The sequence below is a fragment of the Pseudomonas sp. PI1 genome (assembly GCF_000812405.1).
Taxonomy (GTDB): Bacteria; Pseudomonadota; Gammaproteobacteria; order Pseudomonadales; family Pseudomonadaceae; genus Pseudomonas; species Pseudomonas citronellolis.
Genome location: NZ_JWMC01000039.1, coordinates 1 through 24,901, shown reverse-complemented (window position 1 = coordinate 24,901; position 24,901 = coordinate 1). Strand labels below are relative to the sequence as shown.

18 protein-coding genes are annotated in these 24,901 nt (G+C 66.9%); 6 read left to right on the top strand and 12 right to left on the bottom strand.

Translation table 11 applies throughout. The annotated features are described in order from the left end of the window. Positions 1-13 precede the first annotated feature (13 nt). Complete coding sequence (locus tag RN02_RS13245; RefSeq protein WP_009616312.1) at positions 14-514, top strand: L,D-transpeptidase family protein; 501 nt, start codon at positions 14-16, stop codon at positions 512-514. 50 nt (positions 515-564) lie between these two features. Here the strand turns inward: RN02_RS13245 and RN02_RS13240 are convergent, their stop codons facing one another. Together RN02_RS13240 and purL are read right to left on the bottom strand one after the other, a co-directional pair. Continuing rightward, entirely contained in the window at positions 565-882 is a 318-nt protein-coding gene (locus RN02_RS13240) for a Nif3-like dinuclear metal center hexameric protein (RefSeq protein WP_043314917.1), read from the bottom strand. 536 nt (positions 883-1,418) lie between these two features. Continuing rightward, positions 1,419-5,315: a phosphoribosylformylglycinamidine synthase gene (gene purL / locus RN02_RS13235; RefSeq protein ID WP_043314916.1), complete on the bottom strand. Its 3,897-nt coding sequence runs from the start codon at positions 5,313-5,315 to the stop codon at positions 1,419-1,421. Positions 5,316-5,629: 314 nt separating this feature from the next. Between purL and mltF the strand changes: the two genes are divergently transcribed. Continuing rightward, positions 5,630-7,099 carry a membrane-bound lytic murein transglycosylase MltF gene (gene mltF / locus RN02_RS13230; RefSeq protein WP_043271429.1) on the top strand — a complete coding sequence of 490 codons (1,470 nt, stop codon included), beginning with the start codon at positions 5,630-5,632 and terminating at the stop codon, positions 7,097-7,099. A 317-nt stretch (positions 7,100-7,416) separates the two neighbouring features. Here mltF and tadA read toward each other — a convergent pair whose 3' ends face one another. After that, on the bottom strand, positions 7,417-7,935 hold the full coding sequence (tadA, locus tag RN02_RS13225; protein ID WP_043314914.1) for a tRNA adenosine(34) deaminase TadA: 519 nt from the start codon (positions 7,933-7,935) through the stop codon (positions 7,417-7,419). Then, complete coding sequence (locus tag RN02_RS13220; protein WP_009616296.1) at positions 7,923-9,314, bottom strand: multicopper oxidase family protein; 1,392 nt, start codon at positions 9,312-9,314, stop codon at positions 7,923-7,925. The genes tadA and RN02_RS13220 overlap by 13 nt, the downstream gene beginning before the upstream one ends. 209 nt (positions 9,315-9,523) lie before the next feature. Here RN02_RS13220 and RN02_RS13215 point away from each other — a divergent pair, with 209 nt between their 5' ends. Then, a complete protein-coding gene (locus RN02_RS13215; RefSeq protein ID WP_043314913.1) occupies positions 9,524-10,309 on the top strand; it encodes a crotonase/enoyl-CoA hydratase family protein in 786 nt (261 codons plus the stop codon). 252 nt (positions 10,310-10,561) lie between these two features. On the opposite strand, the gene RN02_RS13210 is transcribed toward RN02_RS13215, so the two are convergent. The 4 genes from RN02_RS13210 to guaB all read right to left on the bottom strand — a co-directional run bounded on the left by RN02_RS13210 (position 10,562) and on the right by guaB (position 15,980). After that, positions 10,562-11,509 (bottom strand): nucleotidyl transferase AbiEii/AbiGii toxin family protein, encoded by a 948-nt coding sequence (locus RN02_RS13210; RefSeq protein WP_043314912.1) that lies wholly within the window; start codon positions 11,507-11,509, stop codon positions 10,562-10,564. Continuing rightward, the gene (locus RN02_RS13205; RefSeq protein ID WP_236695184.1) at positions 11,493-12,323 is read right to left on the bottom strand and encodes a type IV toxin-antitoxin system AbiEi family antitoxin domain-containing protein; all 831 of its coding nucleotides are present in this window, start codon (positions 12,321-12,323) and stop codon (positions 11,493-11,495) included. Before RN02_RS13205 ends, RN02_RS13210 begins: the two co-directional genes overlap by 17 nt. Before the next feature lie 495 nt (positions 12,324-12,818). Then, a complete protein-coding gene (gene guaA, locus RN02_RS13200; protein WP_043271436.1) occupies positions 12,819-14,396 on the bottom strand; it encodes a glutamine-hydrolyzing GMP synthase in 1,578 nt (525 codons plus the stop codon). A 114-nt stretch (positions 14,397-14,510) separates the two neighbouring features. Next, complete coding sequence (gene guaB, locus RN02_RS13195) at positions 14,511-15,980, bottom strand: IMP dehydrogenase (protein ID WP_009616195.1); 1,470 nt, start codon at positions 15,978-15,980, stop codon at positions 14,511-14,513. A gap of 137 nt (positions 15,981-16,117) precedes the next feature. Here guaB and xseA point away from each other — a divergent pair, with 137 nt between their 5' ends. Continuing rightward, positions 16,118-17,497, top strand: a complete 1,380-nt coding sequence (xseA, locus tag RN02_RS13190; protein ID WP_043314911.1) for an exodeoxyribonuclease VII large subunit — start codon at positions 16,118-16,120, stop codon at positions 17,495-17,497. 524 nt (positions 17,498-18,021) lie between these two features. Beyond that, on the top strand, positions 18,022-18,858 hold the full coding sequence (locus RN02_RS13185; RefSeq protein ID WP_043314909.1) for a M23 family metallopeptidase: 837 nt from the start codon (positions 18,022-18,024) through the stop codon (positions 18,856-18,858). 3 nt (positions 18,859-18,861) lie between these two features. On the opposite strand, the gene RN02_RS13180 is transcribed toward RN02_RS13185, so the two are convergent. The 4 genes from RN02_RS13180 to RN02_RS13165 all read right to left on the bottom strand — a co-directional run bounded on the left by RN02_RS13180 (position 18,862) and on the right by RN02_RS13165 (position 22,632). Then, positions 18,862-19,269: a DUF6491 family protein gene (locus RN02_RS13180; RefSeq protein ID WP_043314908.1), complete on the bottom strand. Its 408-nt coding sequence runs from the start codon at positions 19,267-19,269 to the stop codon at positions 18,862-18,864. A gap of 101 nt (positions 19,270-19,370) precedes the next feature. Continuing rightward, positions 19,371-19,883 (bottom strand): copper chaperone PCu(A)C, encoded by a 513-nt coding sequence (locus RN02_RS13175; RefSeq protein WP_043314907.1) that lies wholly within the window; start codon positions 19,881-19,883, stop codon positions 19,371-19,373. 117 nt (positions 19,884-20,000) lie between these two features. Further along, positions 20,001-22,112, bottom strand: a complete 2,112-nt coding sequence (locus RN02_RS13170; protein ID WP_152623757.1) for a TonB-dependent copper receptor — start codon at positions 22,110-22,112, stop codon at positions 20,001-20,003. A 109-nt stretch (positions 22,113-22,221) separates the two neighbouring features. Next, complete coding sequence (locus RN02_RS13165; RefSeq protein WP_043314906.1) at positions 22,222-22,632, bottom strand: DUF2946 domain-containing protein; 411 nt, start codon at positions 22,630-22,632, stop codon at positions 22,222-22,224. Between the two features lie 404 nt (positions 22,633-23,036). Between RN02_RS13165 and leuA the strand changes: the two genes are divergently transcribed. Beyond that, positions 23,037-24,707: a 2-isopropylmalate synthase gene (gene leuA, locus RN02_RS13160; RefSeq protein WP_043314905.1), complete on the top strand. Its 1,671-nt coding sequence runs from the start codon at positions 23,037-23,039 to the stop codon at positions 24,705-24,707. The last annotated feature ends 194 nt before the right edge of the window (positions 24,708-24,901 follow it).

Below are 24,901 nucleotides of genomic sequence, written 5' to 3'. Positions count from 1 at the left end.
GGATAGTCTTTCCATGCGCTGGCTGCTTGCCTTTCTGTGCCTGACCTTTGCCGCTCTATCGCAGGCCAATGCGACGCCGACCCTGGAAGGCCGCATCGACAAGGTGCTGGTGCTCAAGTCCGAGCACAAGCTGCACCTCTTGAGCAACGGCAAGATCCTCAAGAGCTACCGCATCTCCCTGGGCAAGAGCCCGCGCGGCACCAAGCTGGCCGAGGGCGACAACCGCACGCCGGAGGGCTTCTACTGGATCGACTGGCGCAAGACCAGCGACAAGTTCAACCTCTCCATGCACATCTCCTACCCCAACGCCCGCGACGTGGTGCGCGCCCGCGAGAAGGGCCTGTCGCCCGGCGGCATGATCATGATCCACGGCACCCCGCTGAGCGACGAGTACCCGGAGTGGTACTTCTCCACCCTGGACTGGACCAACGGCTGCATCGCCATGACCAACCCGGACATGCAGGAGGTCTGGAGCCTAGTCAAGGACGGCACGCTGATCGAGATCCGCCCCTGACGGTGGAACGAAAAAAGGCGCCCGAGGGCGCCTTTTTCATTTCGCGGCGGCTAGAAGACCATGTCCGACAGCCGCCATACCTCGAAGGCCGGCGTCTCGTAGGGGTGCGCGGCCTTCAGCGCCTTGACCGAGTCGTGGATCAGCTCGTCGGCCACCACCATCTCCACCTTCCATTCGGCCACCTGCTCGACGAGGCCGGCCGAGCCGAGGAAGGGGTTGCTGCCCTGCAGCGGGCGGAACTGGCCCTGGCCGAGGGCCTGCCAGCAGCAACTGTCATAAGCACCGATGCGTCCTGCACCTGCGGCGAACACCGCTTTCTTCACCGTTTCCAGGTGAGTCTCGGGAACATAGAAGCAGAGTTTGTACATCGGACGCTCCGTGGCGGAAAACGGGACCGGGTGGGGAGTCGAGGAGCGAATGCTGCCACAGGTGATGGCATTTTGCCTCCAATGACTCAGCGGTCATGCTCGGCAAATATCGACAGCGCGATTGCCTTCACGTTCTGGAGGAAAATTCTTCGAATTCGTAAAACGTGATGGAGCGCAGATTCAGTCGGAATCACTTTCCGATAAAGCGCCGCCAGCGCCCAGCCCAACCTTTGGTGGGGTCCGATTCGCTGCACCGCGATGCTCGTAGGAGCAACTGTCTTGCCGGCTGCGCCGAGGCGCTCTTCGTAGGATGGGTTGAGCTTGCGATACCCATGCGGTTGCGCTGATGGGTATCGCTTCGCTCAACACCATCCTACGAAAAGCCATGCTCGCTCATACGGAGCCACCTGTAGGAGCAGGCCCTGCCTGCGATTCGCGCGCAGGGCGCGCTCCTACAGGAGGTCGGGTTCGCGAGCCCGCAACGAAAAAGGGGAAGGCCGAAGCCTTCCCCTTTTCCTGCTGCGTCAGATGCGGCCTCAGCCCACCCAGACGCGGGCGTTGCGGAACATGCGCATCCAGCCGCCGTCTTCCTGCCACTCGTCCGGGCGCCAGGAGTTCTGCACCGCGCGGAACACCCGCTCCGGGTGCGGCATCATGATGGTCACGCGGCCGTCGCGGCTGGTCAGGCCGGTGATCCCGCGCGGCGAGCCGTTGGGGTTGGCCGGGTAGGTCTCGGTGACCTTGCCGTGGTTGTCGACGAAGCGCAGCGCCACGCAGCCGGACAGGTCCGACTCGAGCAGGGCTTCCTCGCTCTCGAACTCCGCATGGCCCTCGCCGTGGGCGATGGCGATGGGCAGGCGCGAACCGGCCATGCCCTGCAGGAAGATCGACTGCGACTCCTGCACCTGGACCATGGCCACACGCGCCTCGAACTGCTCGGAGCGGTTGCGCACGAAGTGCGGCCAGAACTCGGTGCCGGGGATCAGCTCGTGCAGGTTGGACATCATCTGGCAACCGTTGCACACGCCCAGGGCGAAGCTGTCCTTGCGCTCGAAGAAGGCCTGGAAGCCATCGCGGGCGCGGGCGTTGAACAGGATCGACTTGGCCCAGCCCTCGCCGGCGCCGAGCACGTCGCCGTAGGAGAAGCCGCCGCAGGCCACCAGGCCCTTGAAGTCTTCCAGGCTGACGCGGCCGGCGAGGATGTCGCTCATGTGCACGTCCACCGCGGCGAAGCCGGCGCGGTCGAAGGCCGCGGCCATTTCCACCTGGCCGTTGACGCCCTGCTCGCGGAGGATAGCCACCTGCGGGCGCACGCCCTTCTTGATGTAGGGCGCGGCGATGTCGTCGTTGACGTCGAAGCTGAGCCTGGCGGACAGGCCGGGATTGTCCTCGGCCAGCAGGCCGTCGAACTCCTGGTCGGCGCACTCGGCGTTGTCGCGCAGGCGCTGGATCTGGTAGCTGGTTTCGCTCCAGATACGCTGCAGCAGGCGGCGCTCGGCGCTGTACACCGGCTCGCCGTTAAAGCCCAGCTCAATGGCGTCGCCGTTGACCGGCTGGCCGATCACCGCCACGCAGTCGTCCAGGCCGGCGGCGCTGAACTGCGCCAGCACTTCCGGGGTGGCCGCTTCGCGGACCTGGATGATCGCGCCCAGCTCCTCGCTGAACAGCGCGGCATTGAGTTCCTCGCGGCTGGAAGCCAGGTCGTCGAGGCGCAGGGACAGGCCGCAGTGGCCGGCGAAGGCCATTTCCAGCACGCTGGCCAGCAGGCCGCCGTCGGAACGGTCGTGGTAGGCCAGCAGGTGGCCGTCGGCGTTGAGGCCCTGGATCACCGCGAAGAAGGCCTTGAGGTCCTCGGCGTCGTCGACATCCGGGGCTTGCTGGCCGATCTTGCCGTAGGTCTGCGCCAGGATCGAGCCGCCCAGGCGGTTCTTGCCGCGGCCCAGGTCGATCAGGATCAGGTCGGTCTCGCCCTTGTCCAGGCGCAGTTGCGGGGTGAGGGTCTTGCGCACGTCGCCGACCGGGGCGAAGCCGGAGATGATCAGCGACATGGGCGCGGTGACGCTCTTCTCCACGCCCGCGTCCTGCCAGCGGGTCTTCATGGACATGGAGTCCTTGCCCACCGGGATGGTGATGCCCAGCGCCGGGCACAGTTCCATGCCCACCGCCTTGACGGTGTCGTACAGGCGCGCGTCCTCGCCCGGGTGGCCGGCGGCGGCCATCCAGTTGGCCGACAGCTTGATGTCGGAGATCGCACCGATGCGGGCGGCAGCCAGGTTGGTGATGGTCTCGCCGATGGCCATGCGGCCCGAAGCCGGAGCATCGAGCAGGGCCAGCGGGGTGCGCTCGCCCATGGCCATGGCTTCGCCGGTGTAGACGTCGAAGCTGGTGGCGGTGACGGCGCAGTCGGCCACCGGCACCTGCCAGGGGCCGACGAACTGGTCGCGGGCCACCAGGCCGGTGATGGTGCGGTCGCCGATGGTGATCAGGAAGCTCTTGCTGGCCACGGCCGGGTGGCGCAGCACGCGCTCGGTGGCTTCGCCCAGGTCCAGGGCGGCGGCGCTGAAGTCATCGCCGATCTCAGCTTCGCGGGCGACCGAGCGGTGCATCCGCGGCGGCTTGCCGAGCAGCACGTCGAGCGGCATGTCCACCGGCTTGTTGCCGAAGTGGCTGTCGGCGACGGTCAGGTGCTTCTCCTCGGTGGCTTCGCCGACCACGGCGAACGGGCAGCGCTCGCGCTCGCAGATGGCCTTGAAGGTCTCGAAGTCGGCGGCGTCGACGGACAGGACGTAGCGCTCCTGGGACTCGTTGCACCAGATTTCCAGCGGGCTCATGCCCGGCTCGTCGTTGGGCACCGCGCGCAGTTCGAAGCGGCCGCCGCGGCCGCCGTCGTTGATCAGTTCCGGCAGGGCGTTGGAGATGCCGCCGGCGCCAACGTCGTGGATGAACTTGATCGGGTTGTCGGCGCCCAGCTGCCAGCAGCGGTCGATGACCTCCTGGCAGCGGCGTTCCATTTCCGGGTTCTCGCGCTGCACCGAGGCGAAGTCCAGGTCGGCGGCGGAAGCGCCGGTGGCCATGGACGAGGCCGCGCCGCCGCCCAGGCCGATGAGCATGGCCGGGCCGCCGAGCACGATGAGCTTGGCGCCGACGCTGATCTCGCCCTTCTGCACGTGGTCTTCGCGGATGTTGCCCAGGCCGCCGGCGATCATGATCGGCTTGTGGTAGCCGCGCACTTCCTCGCCGCGCGGGGTGGCCACGGCCTGCTCGAAGGTGCGGAAGTAGCCGGTCAGGTTGGGACGGCCGAATTCGTTGTTGAACGCGGCGCCGCCCAGCGGGCCTTCGATCATGATGTCCAGCGCGGTGACGATGCGCTCGGGCTTGCCGTAGGGCACTTCCCAGGGCTGCTCGTAACCGGGGATGTTCAGGTTGGAGACGGTGAAGCCGACCAGGCCGGCCTTGGGCTTGGCGCCGCGGCCGGTGGCGCCTTCGTCGCGGATTTCGCCGCCGGAGCCGGTGGAGGCGCCGGGGAACGGGGCGATGGCGGTCGGGTGGTTGTGCGTCTCGACCTTCATCAGGATGTGCACCGGCTCTTCGCTGGCGCCGTACTGGCGGGTCTCGGGGTTGGGGTAGAAGCGCCCGGCGACCGAGCCCACCATCACCGCGGCGTTGTCCTTGTACGCGGACAGCACGCCTTCGCGGTGCATTTCATAGGTGTTCTTGATCATGCCGAACAGGCTCTTGTCCTGGGCCTGGCCGTCGATGTCCCAACTGGCGTTGAAGATCTTGTGGCGGCAGTGCTCGGAGTTGGCCTGGGCGAACATCATCAGCTCGACGTCGTGCGGGTTGCGGCCCAGCTCGACGAAGCTCTTCACCAGGTAGTCGATCTCGTCCTCGGCCAGGGCCAGGCCCAGCTCCAGGTTGGCCTTCTCCAGCGCGGCGCGGCCGCCGCCGAGGATGTCGACCACGGTCAGCGGCTTGGGCTGGGCGTGGCTGAACAGGCCGGCGGCCTCTTCCATCTGGTTCAGCACCAGTTGCGTCATGCGGTCGTGCAGGCGCGCGGCGACTTGCGCGGCGTCGGCCTCGGACAGCTCGCCGGCGACGTAGTAGGCGATGCCGCGCTCGATGCGCTCGAGCTTCGCCAGGCCGCAGTTGTGAGCGATGTCGGTGGCCTTGCTGGACCACGGCGATATGGTGCCGAAGCGCGGCACCACCAGGAACAGCCGGCCCTTGGGCTCCTGCACCGGCACGCTCGGGCCGTACTTGAGCAGCCGTCCGAGCACCTGTTCCTCATCGGCGGTCAGCACGCCACTGACCTCGGCGAAATGCGCAAACTCGGCGTACAGCCCGGTGACAGCGGGTACCTGCCGGGTCAGCAGGTCGAGCAGTTTGCCGTGGCGGAAGGCGGAAAGGGCGGGAGCGCCGCGCAGGATCAGCATTGTCGGAACAGCCTCTGGAGACAGGGGAATTCGCAGGGCCGGGAGGGCCGGCCCGCAGAGGCCGTGCATTCTACCGTAAAGCATGCCCCGGCGGCACCTGCAGCTCGGCCGACGGCGAGGGCTTTCTGCCATTGGGCGGGGGAGCGGCGCCATTCATCTTCGAACGCTTTCGAGCGGGCTCGCCGCACGCCCGCTCCAGGCGCGCCCCGGGCCCCCGGCCGGCGTCTGGCACGGCCCCTGAAACGAAGCCGCTAGCAGAGATGCCCCCGGCTGTCCAGATATTGGGCTCCGCGACCTTGGCGTATACTGCGCCGATGTTTGCCCTGAACCCGTCCCGCGTGCGCTCCGCCGTATGGATCCTGGCGACCTGTATCTTTCTGCTGCTCTCCGGCTGTAGCGAGGCGAAAGCCCCCACGGCCCTGGAGCGGGTACAGAAGGACGGAGTGCTGCGGGTGATAACCCGCAACAGCCCGGCCACCTACTTCCAGGATCGCAACGGCGAGACCGGCTTCGAATACGAGCTGGCCAAGCGCTTCGCCGATCACCTGGGGGTGAAGCTGCAGATGGAGACCGCCGACAACCTCGACGACCTCTACAGCAAGCTCGGCCAATCCGGCGGCCCCGACCTGGCCGCCGCCGGCCTCACCCCCGGCGGCGAGCGGGAGACCTCCGTACGCTTCTCGCACTCCTACCTGGACGTCACTCCCCAGGTCGTCTACCGCAATGGCGACCCGCGCCCCACCCGCCCTGACGACCTGGTCGGCAAGCGCATCGTGGTGCTCAAGGGCAGCAGCCACGCCATGCAGCTGGCCGAGCTGAAGAAGAAGTACCCGAAGCTGGAGTACAAGGAATCCGACGCCGACGAGATGGTCGACCTGCTGCGCATGGTGGACGTCGGCGACATCGACCTGACGCTGATCGACTCCAACGAGCTGGCGATGAACCAGGTCTACTTCCCCAACGTGCGCGTGGCCTTCGACTTCGGCGACGCCCGCGGCCTGGCCTGGGCCTTGCCCGGCGGGACGGACGACAGCCTGTACGCCGAGGTCAACAAGTTCCTCGACAAGGTCAAGCAGGACGGCACCCTGCAGCACCTGAAGGACCGCTACTACGGCCACGTCGACGTGCTCGGCTACGTCGGCGCCTACACCTTCGCCCAGCACCTGCAGCAGCGCCTGCCGCGCTACGAAACGCACTTCAAGCAGATCGCCCAGACGCTGAAGATGGACTGGCGCCTGCTCGCCGCCATCGGCTACCAGGAGTCCATGTGGCAGCCCGACGCCACCTCCAAGACCGGCGTGCGCGGCCTGATGATGCTGACCAACCGCACCGCCCAGGCCATGGGCGTGTCCAACCGCCTCGACGCCAAGCAGAGCATCCAGGGCGGCGGCAAGTACTTCGACCAGATCCGCGACGAGCTGCCGGACAGCATCAAGGAGCCGGACCGCAGCTGGTTCGCCCTGGCCTCCTACAACATCGGCAGCGCCCACCTCGACGACGCCCGCAAGCTGGCCCAGCAGGAAGGCCTGAACCCGGACAAGTGGCTGGACGTGAAGAAGATGCTGCCGCGCCTGTCGCAGAAGCAGTGGTTCCGCAAGACCCGCTACGGCTACGCCCGCGGCGGCGAGACCGTGCATTTCGTGCAGAACGTGCGGCGCTACTACGACATCCTCACCTGGGTGACCCAGCCGCAACTCGAGGGTGGCCAACTGGCCGAGAGCGGCCTGCACCTGCCGGGGGTGAACAAGACCCGGCCCAGCGAAGAGCCCGACGAGAAGCTCTGAAGCGCAGAGCATCTGCGGACAACTGTAGGAGCGGGCCCTGCCCGCGATTTCGCGCGCAGGGCGCGCTCCTACATGGGAATGGCGCGAGCGGGGCAGCGTAGCGGCTCTCATCCGCGAATCGCGCCGGAGCCTCCGGCAAACACAACACCCGTAGGATGGTGTTGAGCGAAGCGATACCCATCACCATGATCCGATGGGTATCGCAAGCTCAACCCATCCTACGAAAAGCGCCTCGGCGCTCCGCCGGCAAGACAGTTTTCAGGAATGCACTATCGCAGGAGCAGACTCCGTCCGCGATTCGCGTAGGACGCCGCGCCCTATCCCTTGCGCCGAGCCTTAAAAAAGGCCGACAACATCGCACTGCACTCCTCCGCCAGCACCCCACCCTCCACCAGCACCTTGTGGTTGAGGAACTCCTGGGCAAAGAACTCCCCCCGGCTGACCACCACCCCCGACTTCGGCTCGGTGGCGGCATAGACCAGGCGCTGGATGCGCGCGTGCACCAGCAGGCCGGCGCACATGCTGCAGGGCTCCAGGGTGACGTAGAGGGTGCTGCCGGGCAGGCGGTAGTTGCCGGCCGCCGCCGCGGCTTCGCGAATGGCGACCATCTCGGCATGAGCGCTGGGGTCGTGGGCGGTGATCGGCTGGTTGAAGCCACGGCCGACGACCTGGCCCTCCAGCACCAGCACCGCGCCCACCGGCACCTCGCCCAGGGCCGCGCCCTGCTCGGCCAGGGCCATGGCCTCGCGCATGAATTCGCGGTCGCGGCTGCGGTCGATCACCGGGGCCAGCCCCTTCACCGTCGGGTGGCCCTTGCTGTTGGTCAGCCGCACCAGGCGTCACCCACGGCGATGGTGCCCATCAGGCCGGTCTCCATATGGTCGATGACGTGGCAGTGGAACATCCACAGGCCGGGGTTGTCCGCCACCAGCGCCACCTTCGCGCTCTCGTTCTTGCCCAGCAGGTAGGTATCACTGTAGTACGGGATGATCTTGCGGCGGTTGGACGCCAGCACCTTGAAGGTCATGCCGTGCAGGTGGATCGGGTGCTGGTACTGCGTCAGGTTGCGCAGGGTGAAGATGTAGCTCTTGCCCAGCTCCAGCTTGGCCAGCGGCGGCGCGTTGTGCTTGTGCTCCTCGCCGCCCTGCCAGGCCACGCCGTTGATCTGCCACAGCGACGGGGTCGCCTGGCCCTTGGAGTAGTCGGTCATGGCGCCCACCCACTCGAACTTGAAGTCGATGGTCTCGGCCTTGTCCAGGTCCGGCTCGCTCACCGGGTTGTGCGGCAGCGCCGGCGGCCATTCGGCGGAACCACCCTGCAGCGGCGCCACGCCGCGCACCGTGCCCAGGCGCACCACGCCGTCGCGCAGGGACAGCTCCTGGCCCTCGGCCGGGCCGCGGATGGCCAGCTCCAGGCGCATGCCCGGGCCGATCCAGTACTGCTCGTCGAGGTCCCGCGGCTCCACCGGGTGGCCGTCGATGGCGTAGATCTTCGCCTCGCTGCCCGGCAGGTTGAGCCGGTAGGTCACGGTGTTGTCGATGTTGAGGATGCGCACGCGGGTCACTTGGCCGGCGGGCAGCTCGATCACCGGCACGTGCTCGCCGTTGATGGTCGACAGGCTGCCGCGGGTGCCCTCGCGGGCGGCCTCGCGCGGCACGCTGAAGGCGGTGAAGGCGCCCTGCTCGTCCACGTGCCAGGTCTTCAGGCAGAGGATTTTCTCGTGGCTGAAGCCGCTGGGCTCGCGCTCGTCGATGATCAGCGGGCCGACCAGGCCGCGGCCCAGCTGCTCGCTGCTCATCAGGTGCGGGTGGTACCAGTAGCTGCCGGCGTCGGGGGTCTTGAACAGGTAGACGAAGCTCTGCCCCGGCTGCACCGGCGGCTGCGAGATGTAGGGCACGCCGTCCATCTCGATGGGCAGGCGGATGCCGTGCCAGTGGATGGTGGTCGGCTGGTCCAGTTTGTTGGTGAAGCGCACGCGCAGCCAGTCGCCCTGGCGGGCGCGGATCTCGAAGCCGGGGAAGCGGTTGCCGTAGAGCAGCGCCGGGGTCTTGTGCCCGGGCACCAGCTCCAGGTCCATGGGCGCGGCGATCAGTTCGTAGTCGTGCTCCGCGGTCACCTGCGGGCGCGCCAGCCATAGACGCGCGCCGCCGGCGCCGAGGCCGACCACGGCGAGGCCGGCGATGCCACCCAGTACCTGTCTGCGGGTAAAGCTCATGTCTCCCCCAACCCCTGCGGGTATCTCGCAAATGCAAGATTTTCTCATTTTCCCGGTGGCAAGGCGAGCGCGAAGACGGCGCGCGATGTCGCATCCCGGGCAGCCTCAGCAAATGCCTGACAGACATGGACAGCGGCGCCGCGGAAGGCTATCTGGATAACTTCGCTTCCACGGCGGCACCCCGCCATTGACGACGAGAGAGACGAGGCATGAGCCAGAAACTGAAGGTGGAACGAAAGGGCCATGTGCTCTGCATCGGGCTGAACCGCCCGGAAAAGTACAACGCCATGGACGTGGAGCTGTATCTGGCGCTGGCCGACGCCTACGGTGAACTGCAAGGCGACGACGAACTGCGCTGCGGCCTGCTCTACGGCGAGGGCCAGCACTTCTGCGCCGGCCTGGAGCTGGACAAGTGGGGCCCGCAGTTCGCCAGCGGCCGCTTCCCCGAACTGCCCCCGGGCGCCTGCGACCCCTTCGGCCTGGACCCGGCGCGGCGGGTGGCCAAGCCGATCGTGGTCGCCGCCCGCGGCGTCTGCTTCACCGCCGCCCTGGAACTGATGCTGGCCGCCGACGTGCGCGTCGCCGCGGAAGATGCGCGCTTCGGCCAGATCGAGGTCAAGCGCGGCATCTACGCCGTGGGCGGGGCAACCATCCGCTTCGTGCAGAACATCGGCTGGGGCAACACCATGCGCTACCTGCTCACCGGCGACGAATTCGACGCCCGGGAAGCCCAGCGCATGGGCCTGGTGCAGGAAGTGACGGCCCCCGGCGAGGAATTCGCCGCAGCCCTGGCCATAGCCGAACGCATCGCCCGCCAGGCCCCGCTGGGCGTGCGCGCCACCCTGGCCAGCGCGCGCCTGGCCCTGGCCGAAGGCGAGACGGAAGCCGCCCGCCGCCTGCTGCCGGACCTGCAACCGCTGATGGGCAGCGAGGACGTCAAGGAAGGCGTGGCCTCCTTCCTCGAACGCCGCGAGGCGAACTTCGTCGGCCGCTGAAACGACGACGGGGCGGCGCAGGCCATACAACTGGCGTTGGTTGCGACAAGGGATACCCCCTGTGCACCTAACGCAAAGCGGAATGGCATTATCAACCAGCCTGAAACGAGAAGGAGACGGGCCCACACCCGCCTCCCCTCTCACACTATCGCACGTACGGTTCCCCGCCTCGAGACCGCAGGGTTCGCCCCACGCGTCGAGCGTGGTTGAAGCCGCAGGCTCCGACTCGGTAATGAGGGAAAGCACCTCACCTCATCTGGCACCAAGGATCCGATCCAGCGTTTCCTCCAGCAGCTTCCGATCCGCCAGCCGCTTGGCATCGGTGCGCTGGGCCAGGTTGTGCAGCTTGCGCCGCACAGCCGGCAAATCGGCTGCCTGCGCAAGCCCGATCAGATCGAAATCCGGCTGCTGATCCTCGATGGATAGCAGGAACGCACACGACGACTCATCCAGCCAACCGGCTACACGCGTCAGCAGGCGCTCATGGATGTCCAGCAAGGCTCTGGCCTCGATAGGCTCAGCCGTCATGCCTTTGAAATGCGCTTCGAAGGTCGCCGAGAAATCCGCTGGCACGCGAGGCGCCAGCATCTCCCAAGCAGGTTTGGGACTACAGCTCAGGTAGACGAGAAAAGTCCGCCAGAGCATCTGATCCGCTCGTTCGTCTTCAAGCAGCAGGCCGATATCGAAAAGATCGCGTGGATGCTGCCTCGACAACGCGGCAGCCAGCTTACCGGCATAGAGGTCGGCAAAGTTCAGCACCTGCACCGAGGCGAAGCCGAATGCCTCCTCGACTCTCGGGCGCACCACCATTTTCCGCGGCGGGTGCACCGTGCCACGCATAACCGGCGTCGTCTCGATCTGCACGCGCGCACGGCCGCGACTGGCCACCAGTCGCGTGACACCAGCGCCCTCCCCAGCCGCCTCCTGCACCTGCAGCCGCAGGGGATGGGCACGCAGTACATCGGCCAGTCGCCCGAGCGCTTCCGCGATCAGCTTTGCATCTTCGGCATAGTCATGCACCGGCAACCAGGCTAAATCGATGTCCACCGACAAGCGTGGCAGGTCGTGCTCGAACAGATTGATGGCCGTACCGCCCTTGAGCGCAAAGCGCGGCTCCTGCTCCAGCACTGGCAGTATCTCGACCAAGAGCCGCACACGGTCGGTATAGCGCTGGTCCAAATGCTCAAGCCAAGTGTTCATCGAGGTCTTCCGGCAAGGTGATCTGGTAAGTCGGATGCAATCGCCCACCGGGCACCAGCGCACGCTTTCCTCGCCCCAGATCTACGCCATCCAGTGAAACGTGCGACAGCCACGCATGCCGATGGCGCTCGGCCAACGCCAGGAACACCCGCTTGGCCTTGATGCTGCAGCAGTGACGCAACAACGAGCTGAGCCGCTGCGGCCGCAGAGTCGTCATGCCTTGCATCAACGCATCGGCTTCATAGACCAACGCTGCGTCCGCAACGCCATCGCACAGCTCCAGCATGGCCCGCTCGGGCGTAGAGCAGACCAGGGAATCGGCGCCCGGCGCAGCCCGGTACCAGGCCAGCCCTTGCTCGGATAGAGTCTTCTCGGACACCGCCACGGTGAACGACAAGGGCGGTAGATCGAAGACTCCCCTGCCCAGGAACTCGAAACGCTGCGCCAGTGGCAGCTTGCCGAGCCAACCCGGTGGCCGTTCCGGCCCATATAGCGTGATGGTTCCGGCATCGCCCAAGCGCAGGTAGTGCTCATGCCCCTGCAGGCTCAACGCGAAACGGCCACCGACATGCAAAGGCATGCCTTCCCCAACCTGTATGCTGCGAACCACACCCTCCCATTGCAGGCGGCCGCCCTTGCGCATATACACGCCGCGTACTGGCGACACCAGCCAGCCGCTGCTCACATAGCGCGCGACGAGGCTGTTGGAATAGCCGTGGGCCCGCAACCAGCGACTCGAGATAAGCCGCGTATCACTTAGCTCAGTCAGCAGCAGGTTCAGCTTTCCTGACTTTTGATCACTTATAGTGCTCAAAATACAGTTTTTATAAACCTTTCAAGATCGAAGCGGTTTAACGAAAGACAAAAAAGACCACTGATATTGATCTTTTTCTTTGAACGGTAAACCCAACACCGCCCAGCTGCAACAGATGCACAGGAGAACACCATGCCATCGACCTTTCGTGGCCAGGGCGAGAGAAATATCGGCAGGCCCTGATGCCGACAGCCAGGGTTCTGGCGCTCATTGAGACGATAATCGTAAAGGAAGGTGACGGTTCGTAACGGCTTCTACCGTCAGGGGCCAAGAGCCGGCCGATGCAAGGAAAGCCGCATGAAGCAAGCTTTCCAAGAAGACTTTTACCGTCAAGAGTGGGGGAGTGAACGAGAGGATCCTGAATTACCGCTTCAACCACCAGCCCGTTCCGCTGGCAGGCGGCAGCACCGACAGCCGCCGTAACATATCTTCCAATGGATCAATATGCTACGGCAGGCTTTCAAGCATTAGTGATAGCCCCGCAGGGAGGCTAACTCACTCCCACTCGATGGTCGCCGGCGGCTTGCTCGACACGTCGTAGGTGACGCGGGAGATGCCTTCGATCTCGTTGATGATGCGGTTGCTGACCTTCTCCAGCAGCTCGTAGGGCAGGTGCGCCCAGCGTGCGGTCATGAAGTCGATGGTTTCCACCGCGCGCAGGGCCACGACCCAGGCGTAGCGGCGGCCGTCGCCGACCACGCCGACGGATTTCACCGGCTGGAACACCACGAAGGCCTGGCTGGTCTTGTGGTACCAGTCGAAGTTGCGCAGCTCTTCGATGAAGATGTGGTCGGCGCGGCGCAGCAGGTCGGCGTATTCCTTCTTCACTTCGCCGAGGATGCGCACGCCCAGGCCCGGGCCGGGGAACGGGTGGCGGTAGACCATGTCGTAGGGCAGGCCCAGCTCCAGGCCGATCTTGCGCACTTCGTCCTTGAACAGCTCGCGCAGCGGCTCGACCAGTTCGAACTGCATGTCTTCGGGCAGGCCGCCGACGTTGTGGTGCGACTTGATCACGTGGGCCTTGCCGGTCTTGGCGCCGGCCGACTCGATCACGTCGGGGTAGATGGTGCCCTGGGCGAGGAACTTCACGTCCTGCAGCTTGGTGGCTTCCTCATCGAAGACCTCAATGAAGGTGCGGCCGATGATCTTGCGCTTCTCTTCCGGGTCGGCGACGCCGGCCAAGCGGCCGAGGAACTTGTCTTCGGCGTTGGCGCGGATCACCTTGACGCCCATGTTCTCGGCGAACATGGCCATCACCTGGTCGCCCTCGTGCAGGCGCAGCAGGCCGTTGTCGACGAAGACGCAGGTCAGCTGGTCGCCGATGGCCTTGTGCAGCAGGGCCGCGACCACCGAGGAGTCGACGCCGCCGGACAGGCCCAGCAGCACCTTGGCGTTGCCCACCTGGGCGCGCACGGTGGCGATGGCGTCGTTGACGATGTTCGACGGCGTCCACAGGGCTTCGCAGCCGCAGATGTCCAGCACGAAGCGCGAGAGGATGCGGCCGCCCTGCTTGGTGTGGGTCACTTCCGGGTGGAACTGCACGCCGTAGTAGCCGCGGGCGTCGTCGGCCATGGCGGCGATCGGGCAGCTCGGGGTACTGGCGAGGATGTGGAAGCCCTCGGGGATGTCGGTGACCTTGTCGCCGTGGCTCATCCACACGTCGAGGCCGAGCACGCCGTCTTCATCGACGTGGTCCTCGATGCCGTCCAGCAGGCGCGCCTTGCCGACCACGTCTACGCGGGCGTAGCCGAACTCGCGCAGGTCCGAACCCTGCACCTTGCCGCCCAGTTGCTCGGCCATGGTCTGCATGCCGTAGCAGATGCCGAACAGCGGCACGTTCAGGTCGAACACCGCCTTGGGCGCGCGCGGGCTGTCCAGCTCGTGCACCGACTCCGGGCCGCCGGCCAGGATGATGCCGCGCGGGGCGAAGGCGCGGATGTCGTCGTCGCTCATGTCGAACGGGTGGATTTCGCAGTACACACCGATCTCGCGCACGCGGCGGGCGATCAGCTGGGTGTACTGGGAACCGAAGTCGAGGATCAGGATCCGGTGAGCGTGAATGTCTTGGGACATGGGCTTTCCTTCGGAATAGCTGGAAGCTGAAAGCCAGAAGCTGGAAGCAGAGACCGGAATTCAACTTCCAGCTTCTGGCTTCCAGCTTCCAGCGCCAATTCGATTGCGACCCGATCAACCTACACGGTAGTTCGGGGCCTCTTTGGTGATCTGCACGTCATGCACGTGGGATTCGGCCATGCCGGCGCCGGTGATGCGCACGAATTGCGGCCGGGTGCGCATGTCCTGGATGTCGGCGCTGCCGGTGTAGCCCATGGCGGCGCGCAGGCCACCCATCAGCTGGTGGACGATGGCGGTCAGCTGGCCCTTGTACGGGACGCGGCCTTCGATGCCCTCGGGGACCAGCTTCTCGGCGCCGGCGGAGGCGTCCTGGAAGTAGCGGTCGGAGGAGCCGGTGGCGCCAGCCATCGCACCCAGGGAGCCCATGCCGCGGTAGGACTTGTAGGAACGGCCCTGGAACAGCTCGATCTCGCCCGGGGCCTCTTCGGTGCCGGCGAACATGGAGCCCATCATCACGCAGTAGGCGCCAGCCACCATGGCCTTGGCCAGGTCGCCGGAGAAGCGGATGCCGCCATCGGCGATCAGCGGGACGCCGGTGCCCTCAAGGGCGGCGGCGACGTTGGCGATGGCCGAGATCTGCGGCACGCCGACACCGGCGACGATGCGGGTGGTGCAGATGGAGCCCGGGCCGATGCCGACCTTGACCGCGTCGGCGCCGGCGTCGGCCAGGGCCTTGGCGGCTTCGCCGGTGGCGATGTTGCCGCCGATCACCTGGACCTGCGGGAAGGTTTCCTTCACCCAGCGCACGCGGTCGATCACGCCCTTGGAGTGGCCGTGGGCGGTGTCCACCACCACTACGTCGACGCCGGCGGCGACCAGCGCGGCGACGCGCTCGGCGGTATCGGCGCCGGTGCCGACGGCGGCGCCGACGCGCAGGCGGCCCTGCTCGTCCTTGGAGGCCAGCGGGTAGGTCTTGGCCTTCTCGATGTCACGGAAGGTGACCAGGCCGGTGAGGCGGAACTGTTCGTCGACCACCAGCATCTTCTCGATGCGGTTCTCGTACAGCTTGGCCTTGATCTCTTCCAGGGCGGTGCCTTCGCGGGCGGTGATCAGCTTGTCCTTGGGCGTCATGATCGCCGCCACGCTGTCGCCGACGTTCGGCTTCACGCGCAGGTCGCGGCCGGTGACGATGCCCACCAGCTCACCCTCTTCCACCACCGGGAAGCCGGAGAAGCCGTACTCGCGGGCGATCTGCAGCAGCTCGATGATCTTGGTCGAGGGCGTCACGGTGACCGGGTCGCGAACGATGGCGGTCTCGTGCTTCTTGACCTTGCGCACCTCGGCAGCCTGCTGCTCGATGCCCATGTTCTTGTGGATGATGCCGATACCGCCTTCCTGCGCCATGGCGATCGCCAGGCGGGATTCGGTCACGGTATCCATGGCGGCGGACACCAGCGGGATGTTCAGTTCGATGCCCCGGGTCAGGCGAGTCTTCAGACTCACGTCCTTGGGCAGGACCTCGGAGTAACCGGGGATGAGGAGGACGTCGTCGAACGTCAGGGCTTCTTGGCTGATGCGCAGCATGGCGAGGGCTCCCACACGGGAAAATGGAAGCGCGGCATTATACCCCAGCTTCACGCTCGGGCTCAACGCGCCCGACCGCTGGATTCGCGGGTTTCGCGCTGGCCCTCGGCAAGGCCCCGGGCTTATCATCCAGCGCCATGCTCAATGACCCTTTTCAACGGCTGGGCCTCGACCGCGAGGTGCTGACCGTCAGCCAGCTCAACCAGCGCGCCCGCCAGCTCCTGGAGGACGTGTTCCCGCAGGTGTGGGTGGAAGGCGAGATATCCAACCTCGCCCGCCCCGCCTCCGGGCACATCTATTTCACTCTGAAGGACGGCAACGCCCAGGTGCGCTGCGCGCTGTTCCGCCAGCACGCCCTGCGCGTGCGCCAGGCCCTGCGCGACGGCCTGGCGGTCAAGGTGCGCGGCAAGGTCTCGCTGTTCGAGGGCCGCGGCGACTACCAGCTGATCGCCGACGCCGTCGAACCGGCCGGCGACGGCGCCCTGCGCCTGGCCTTCGAGGCGCTGAAGCAGAAGCTCGCCGCCGAGGGCCTGTTCGCCGCCGAGCGCAAGCGGCCGCTGCCGGCACATCCGCGGCGCATCGGCATCGTCAGCTCGCCCACCGGCGCGGTGATCCGCGACATTATCAGCGTGTTCCGCCGCCGCGCACCCCAGGTCGAGCTGACCCTGGTGCCCACCGCGGTGCAGGGCCGCGAGGCCACCGCGCAGATCGTCCGCGCCCTGAAGCTGGCCGATGCGCGCGGCTTCGACGCCATCATCCTGGCCCGCGGCGGCGGCTCGCTGGAGGACCTCTGGTGCTTCAACGAGGAAGTCGTGGCCCGCGCCATCGCCGCCTGCGCCACCCCGGTGGTCAGCGCCGTGGGACACGAGACCGACGTTTCCATCAGCGATTTCGTCGCCGACGTCCGCGCGCCCACGCCCTCGGCCGCCGCCGAGCTGCTGGCGCCGCACGCCGGCGACCTGCAGCAGCGCCTGGACGGCCTGCGCCGCCGGCTGATCCTGCGCATCCAGGACCGCCTGACCCGCGAGCGCCTGCGCCTGGAAGGCACCGCGCGGCGCCTGCGCCACCCCGGCGAGCGCCTGCGCCAGCAGGCCCAGCGCCTGGACGACCTGGACATGCGCCTGCGCCGCGCCTTCGAGCGCCAGCTGCAGGTGCGCCAGGAACGCATCGGCCGCCTGCAGACGCGCCTGCAGGCACAGCACCCGGGCCGTGCCCTGGCGCTGCTGCGGCAGAAGCTCGACAGCCTGGCCGCGCGCCTGCCCCACGCCACCCGGGCGATCCTCCGCGAACGCCGCCAGCGCCTCGACGGCCTGGCCCAGAGCCTGCACATCGTCAGCCCGCTGGCGACCCTCGGGCGCGGCTACAGCATCCTCCTCGACGAACGCGGCCAGGCCATCCGCCGCGCCGCCCAGGCCCAGCCCGGCCAGCGCCTGACCGCGAAACTGGGCGAAGGCCAACTGGAAGTGCGGGTGGAAGACAACCACCAGGCCCCGGTCACCCTCTCGCTGCTGGACTGACCTGGGCATTGACCGCATGGGTTTCGCAGGCTCAACCCATCCTACGAAGAGCCCTCCGGCGCAAGATTGCCCGTAGGATGGTGTTGAGCGAAGCGATACCCATCACCACGACCGCATGGGTTTCGCAGGCTCAACCCATCCTACGAAGAGCCCTCCGGCACAAGGTTGCCCCGTAGGATGGCGTTGAGCGAAGCGATACCCATCACCACGACCGCATGGGTTTCGCAGGCTCAACCCATCCTACGAAGAGCCCTCCGGCGCAAGATTGCCCCGTAGGATGGCGTTGAGCGAAGCGATACCCATCACCACGACCGCATGGGTTTCGCAGGCTCAACCCATCCTACGAAGAACCCTCCGGCGCAAGACTGCCCCGTAGGATGGCGTTGAGCGGAGCGATACCCATCACCCCGGCGCAGCTGGCAAGACAGTTGCTCCTACAGGGACTGACGAATAACCGCCAACGGTTACACCGCCGGGGTTCATGCCATGTAGACTGCCGGCTTTACCGGATTTACGGAAAGCCCATGTTCCGCGTCTTCTGCCTGCTGTTCGCCACCCTTCTCGCCCTGCCCTCCCATGCCGAGGGTTTCATCAGCCGTACCCTGAACAAGCCGGTGCCCGGCGGCGTCGCCGTGGTCCAGCTGGGCAGCGCGGGGCCGGCGCCGAGCGCCAGCTACCAGGGCAAGCCGGTGCTGGTGGTGCGCGAGGAAGGCCGCGACTGGATCGCCGTGGTCGGCATCCCGCTCAGCGTCAAGCCGGGCCAGCAACAACTGCAGGTGAAGCAGGCCGGCGCCAACCGCAGCCTGCCGTTCCAGGTCGGCAGCAAGCACTACCGCGAGCAGCGCATCACCCTGAAGAACACCCGCCAGGTCAACCCGCTGCCCGAGGACCTCAAGCGCATCAACCGCGAGCTGGCCGAGCAGACCGCCGCCTACCGCAGCTTCAGCCCCGGCACGCCGAGCAACCTGGTGCTGGACAAGCCGGTGAACGGCCCGCTCTCCAGCCCCTTCGGCCTGCGCCGGTTCTTCAATGGCGAGGAACGCAACCCGCACTCCGGGCTGGACTTCGCGGTGCCCGCCGGCACGCCGATCAAGGCCCCGGCGGCGGGCAAGGTGATCCTCATCGGCAACTACTTCTTCAACGGCAACACCGTGTTCGTCGACCATGGCCAGGGCTTCATCAGCATGTTCTGCCACATGTCGAAGATCGACGTGAAGCTCGGCGACCAGGTACCGCGCGGCGGCGTGGTCGGCCGCGTCGGCGCCACCGGCCGCGCCACCGGGCCGCACATGCACTGGAACGTCAGCCTCAACGACGCCCGCGTCGACCCGGCGATCTTCATCGGCGCCTTCAAGCCCTAAGCTTCATTCCGCGCGGCTGGGCAAGCGCTCCAGGCGATAGAGCTCGCCGATCAGGCAGGGCTCGGGGATGCCGCTCGAGTCATACGAGAGGATGCGGTCGAGCCTGGTCACCGCTCCCACCGTGCTGCCGATGTTCAGGCGGTTGCTGAACGACAGGTTGTCGCACGGCGAGGAGAAGGCCACCAGGTAGCGCCGGCCGGGCGCGTGGCCGAGGACGATGTGGCCCTTGTCGAGGTATTCCCAGCCCTGGGTTTCCCACACCGGGATCGACTTGACCGTCTCGCCCTGGCGGTAGCCGAGGCGTTCCAGGTGCTGGTCGAGGGGCAACTGGTCGTTGCGCAGCCCGGACTGGCTGCAGGCGGCCAGCAGAACGGCAGCCGCCAGCATGGCGGCGCTGCGGACATTGCGCATGCTCACCTCCCGGCCACGACGGGTGGCCCCTGTCGAGCCGAAACCGGCCCGGTTCCATTTTCCCACCCTGGAGAAAGGCCGGCGCACGGCCGGCCGGACGGTCAGTTCATCTTCATCCCGGGCATGTCGTGGCCCGACATATCGTGGCCGGACATGCCGTGCTCACCTGCCTCGGGCGCCTGCTTCTGCACCTGCACCTCGACCTTGAGGTCGCCGGCCTGCTGGAAGTGCAGGGTCACAGGGAAGCGCTCGCCGTCGGCCAGCGGCTTCTTCAGGCCGAGCAGCATCAGGTGGTAATGGCCCGGGGCGAAGGTGACGGTGCCGCCGGCGGGGATGTCCACGCCGTCGATCTTCTGCATCTTCATCATGCCGTCCTTCATCTGGTGCTCGTGGACCTCGGCGCTGGCCGCGCGCTCGGTGTCGGCGCCGAGCAGGCGGTCGGCCGCCTTGCCGTGGTTGTGCACGACGAAATAGGCCGCGCCGTTCTCCGAGTTGGCCGGCAGCAGCAGCGACCAGGGGTGTTCGACGTCGAGGTCGCCGGCCTTGTATTCGTGGGCCAGCAGCGGGGTGGAGAAGGACAGCATGGCCGCCAGGGCCAGGAGGGTCTTGCGCATGTTGGAAACTCCTAACGATCTCATGGGCCGCCCGTCGAGCGGGCGGCTTCGCCGGGGGCACGGCCAGCATAGCCGCTTCGCGCCCCCACTCAAGCCGGCGACCGCGGTCGCCGGGGCTCAGAAGCTGAAGTCCACCTTGGTCCAGAGCGTGCGGCCCGGTTCGCGGATCGCCTGGGGGTCGTTCGCCGGGTAGCCGAAGCCGGCGTTGCCGGCGAGGTTGAGGTGCTCGGCGTAGTCCTTGTCGAACAGGTTGTCGACGCCGGTGCTGACCTTGAAGTGCTTGTTCACGCGGTACGCGGCGTTGAGCGAGAAGACGCCGAAGCCGGCGCTCTCGTCGAAGTCCTGGCCGACCACGTTGCCCTGCCCCTCGGCCACCCGCCCCTGCTTCGCCACCAGGCGCCAGAGGGCGCCGGCGCTCCAGTCGCCCTGCTCGTAGGTCAGGCCCAGGCGGGTTTCCAGCGGCGGCATCTGCGGCAGCGCGCGGTCGTCGCTGGTGTTCTTGCCCCAGGCGTAGGCCAGGGTGGCGTCGGTCTTCCAGTTCGGCGTCAGCTGGTAGGCCGCGCCCAGCTCACCGCCCATGATGCGTGCGTCCACGTTGGTCGCCTGGGACGTTGCACCCATCATGCCGCCGCTGGTGTAGGTGAACAGGATGTAGTCGCGGATCTCACCGACGTAGCCCGAAGCCCAGGCCTTGAGCTTCTCGCCCTCGTACTGGGCGCCGAAGTCGAGCTGGGTGGTCTTCTCCGGCTTGATGGCGTCGAAGGCGTTGGCCGAGCCGGCCGGGCCCATGTTCGGGGAAAACAGCTCCCAGTAGTCGGGGAAGCGCTGCACATGGCCGAGGCCGGCGTAGAGTGTGGTGGGCGAGTCGGCCAGGTCGTGCTCGTAGCGCAGGAAGCCGCTGGGCAGGGTGTCGGCGCGGGTGTCGTCGGCCGTGGGGTTGGGCCGCGTCATCATTCCCGAGCCGGTGGTCTGCCGGTAGTCCTTGGCCGAGGCGCGGTCCAGGCGCGCGCCGGCGATCACCCGGTCGCGCTCGGCGGCGTACCAGGTTAGCTCGGCGAAGGCGCCGTAGTCGTGGAAGACCGCGTCCTTGTTCCACGGCACCTCGTCGTAGGCGCCGATGCCCATGGCGCTGCGCTGGCGGTGCTCGCTGCTCTGGGCGTCGACGCCGGAGATCAGCTTGAAATCATCCCAGCGCCAGGTGGCCGCCAGGCGCCCGCCGAGGGTGCGGCGGTCGACGTTGGAGGCCATGGGCCCGGCCATCATGCCGGTGCCCGAGGGCGTGCGCAGGCTGTAGTTGTCCATCACGTGGTCGGCGTAGTTGTAGTAGACCTGCGCCTCCAGCTTGTCGAGCACGCCGCCGAGGTTGGACTTCTCGAAGCGCAGGCCCAGGCTCTCGCGCTTGAACTGCGAGCCATCCATGCCGCGCCCGGCGTAGCGCGCCTCGCCGTCGCCCTTGCCGGCGGTCAGCTCGACCAGGGTGTCGGCGTCCGGCGTCCAGCCCAGGGCGACGTCGCCGTTCCACTTGTTCCAGCGCGAGGGCACGGTGTTGCCGCCGCCGTCCTCGTAGTCGTCGGACTGCGAGCGGTTGCCGGTGAAGCGCAGGTAGCCCTCGGGGCCGCCGGCGGCTGCGTCCAGCACGCGGTCGAAGCGGCCGTTGGAGCCGGCCACCAGGCTGCCGTTTATCCGCGTGCCCAGCTCGCCGAAGCGCTCCGGATCGCGGTCGAAGCGGATGGTCCCGGCCGAGGCGCCAGGGCCCCAGATCACGGTTTCCGGGCCCTTGACCACGGTGAGCTTGTCGTAGGTCTCCGGGGAGATATAGGAAGTGGGCGCGTCCATCCGCGCCGGGCAGGCGCCGAGCATCACGCCGCCGTTGGTGAGGATGTTCAGCCGCGAGCCGAACATGCCGCGCAGCACCGGGTCGCCGTTGCTGCCGCCGTTGCGGATGGCGGAGAAGCCGGGGATGGTCTTCAGGTAGTCGGCGCCGTCGCTGGCCGGGATCGGCTGGCGCGCCTGCTTCGGATCGGTGACCACGGTCAGCGGCGAACTCTGCGCCACCGCGGTGATGACACTGGGTTGCAGTTCGATGGCGTGGTGGCCGGCGTGCGGGTCGTCGGCCTCGTCGGCGCGAACGGAAGGGCTCAGGCCGACGATGCCGCCGAGGGCGGTGAGTGCGCAAAGGGTGCGTAGGCGTGCCGGGCGAACGCGCCCGCGCAGGAAGAGTCTGGACATGCGAAATTCCATGATCATGACGATGTTCTTCTGGCCAGGCGCGGCGGACGCGCGCGGAGGAAGGTTCCTGTGCGCGATGGCGCTTGCGCTGGCTACGGCGAAAGAAAGGTCAGGCGCTCATGGACGGCGGCGCGCGCGAACGGGCGCCGGGGAAGATCGGCGAAGGCGGGATGGATTGTTCGATGACGACCTGGGGCGCCGGGGCGGCCCCGGGCAGGTCGGCGGAGAGCGCCAGGCGCGGGGTTTGCAGCGCCGGGCTGTGGAGCAGCAGGCCGCAGTAGCCGCACTTCTCCATGAAGTGGTCGGCGGAGAAGCCCTGCTGCGCGGCATCGGAGCCGTGGTGGCCGCCGCGCATCTGTTCGGAGCAGGCCATGTCTTCCATGCCGGCCATGGCCGGCATGGGGTGGTCCATGGGCATGGACTGCGACAGCAGCGGGCCGAGGTGGATCATCAGCATGGCGAAGAGCGCCAGCCAGATGCCCGTGCCTTGTCCTGTGCCTCGCCGTCTGCGACCTGTCACTGGAAGTCCCCGAATCGATTGGCGGCGTTTTACCCTGCCGGGCCGATGGGCGCAATTCGCCGATGGCTCAATGCTGTGCGGCATGGAGACGCATCAGGGAGTAAAGCAGAAAAAGCGCTTCGCAATTCCTTGCGCAATAAAGCGAATACAGAAGCAGAAAATCTCGTTTATTTTTATAACCCGATTATGGCTACCAATTTTTCCACAATGCTTGCCATCCACCCCCAAAGCGCACTAGGGTGGTCGTCATGAAAACCGCACACACCCTCATCCTGCTTCGCCAACACGCCTGCCTGCGCCTGGTCAGCCCGCGACTGCGTGGCTGAATCCGTTTCCCGGCTTCACCTCTTCATCTTTCTACCGCGCAGGGCCGCCGCTGGCCCGGAAGAACAAGGATTCCGCCCATGACCATGCTCAAAGACCCGTCGAAGAAATACCGTCCCTTCACCCCGATCACCCTGCCCGACCGCACCTGGCCGGACAAGATCATCGACAAGGCGCCGATCTGGCTGAGCACCGACCTGCGCGACGGCAACCAGTCGCTGATCGAGCCGATGGACGCCGAGAAGAAGATGCGCTTCTTCAAGTGCCTGGTGCAGGTGGGCCTGAAGGAAATCGAAGTGGGCTTCCCGTCCGCCTCGCAGACCGACTTCGACTTCGTTCGCGAGCTGATCGAGGGCGGCCACATTCCCGATGACGTCACCATCCAGGTGCTGACCCAGGCCCGCGACGACCTCATCGAGCGTACCTTCGAGTCGCTGAAGGGCGCCAAGCGCGCCATCGTGCACTACTACAACGCCTGCGCGCCGAGCTTCCGCAAGATCGTCTTCAACCAGGACAAGGAAGGCGTCAAGCAGATCGCCATCGCCGCCGGCAAGACCATCAAGCGCCTGGCCGCCGCCGCGCCGGAAACCCAGTGGGGCTTCGAGTACTCCCCCGAGGTGTTCAGCTCCACCGAGACCGACTTCGCCGTCGAGGTGTGCAACGCGGTGATCGACGTGTTCCAGCCGACCCCGGCCAACCGCCTGATCCTCAACCTGCCGGCCACCGTCGAGTGCGCCACGCCGAACAACTACGCCGACCAGATCGAGTGGTTCGGCCGCCACATCGACAAGCGCGACAGCGTGATCATCAGCCTGCACACCCACAACGACCGCGGCACCGGCGTGGCCGCCTCGGAGCTGGCGCTGATGGCCGGCGCCGACCGCGTGGAAGGCTGCCTGTTCGGCAACGGCGAGCGCACCGGCAACCTCTGCCTGGTGACCATGGCGCTGAACATGTACACCCAAGGCATCAACCCGGGGCTGGACTTCTCCGACATCGACGCCGTGCGCAAGGTGGTGGAAGAGTGCAACCAGATTCCGGTGCACCCGCGTCACCCCTACGTCGGCGACCTGGTCCACACCGCCTTCTCCGGCTCCCACCAGGACGCCATCCGCAAGGGCTTCGCCCAGCAGAAGGACGACGCCGTGTGGGAAGTGCCCTACCTGCCGATCGACCCGGCCGACATCGGCCGCAGCTACGAGGCGGTCATCCGCGTCAACAGCCAGTCGGGCAAGGGCGGCATCACCTTCCTGCTCGAACAGGAATACGGCATCAGCCTGCCGCGCCGCATGCAGATCGAGTTCAGCCAGGTGGTGCAGAACGAGACCGACCGTCTCGGCCTGGAAATGACCGCCGAGCAGATCTACAACCTGCTGCAGAGCGAGTACCTGCAAGCCGTCTCGCCGTTCGGCCTGAAGAACTACCGCCTGCAGGAAGAGAACGGCATCTGCGCCATCGACATCGACGTGACCCACAAGGGCGAGCAGCACCGCTGGCACGGCAAGGGCAAGGGCACCCTGGAAGCCCTGGTCGCCGCGCTGCCGGTTGAAGTCGAGATCATGGACTACAACGAGCACGCCATCGGCGCCGGCACCAACGCCCGCGCGGCAGCCTACATCGAGCTGCGCGTCGAAGGCGGCCGCTCGCTGCACGGCATCGGCATCGACGAGAACATCACCACCGCCAGCTTCCGCGCCCTGTTCAGCGCGCTGAACCGCGCCGTGACCCTGGGCCAGGCGAAAGCTGCCTGAACCCGCCGGTGATGTGGAAAAGGGGCCTTCGAGCCCCTTTTTCATCTTCTCGGTCAGGCGTCGATTCGTAGGATGGGTTGAGCTTGCGATAGCCATCGGACCCTGGTGATGGGTATCGCTTCGCTCAACCCATCCTACGGGGTGTGGTGTTTGCCGGAGGCGTAGGAGCGGACCTTGTCCGCGATGACCGGACG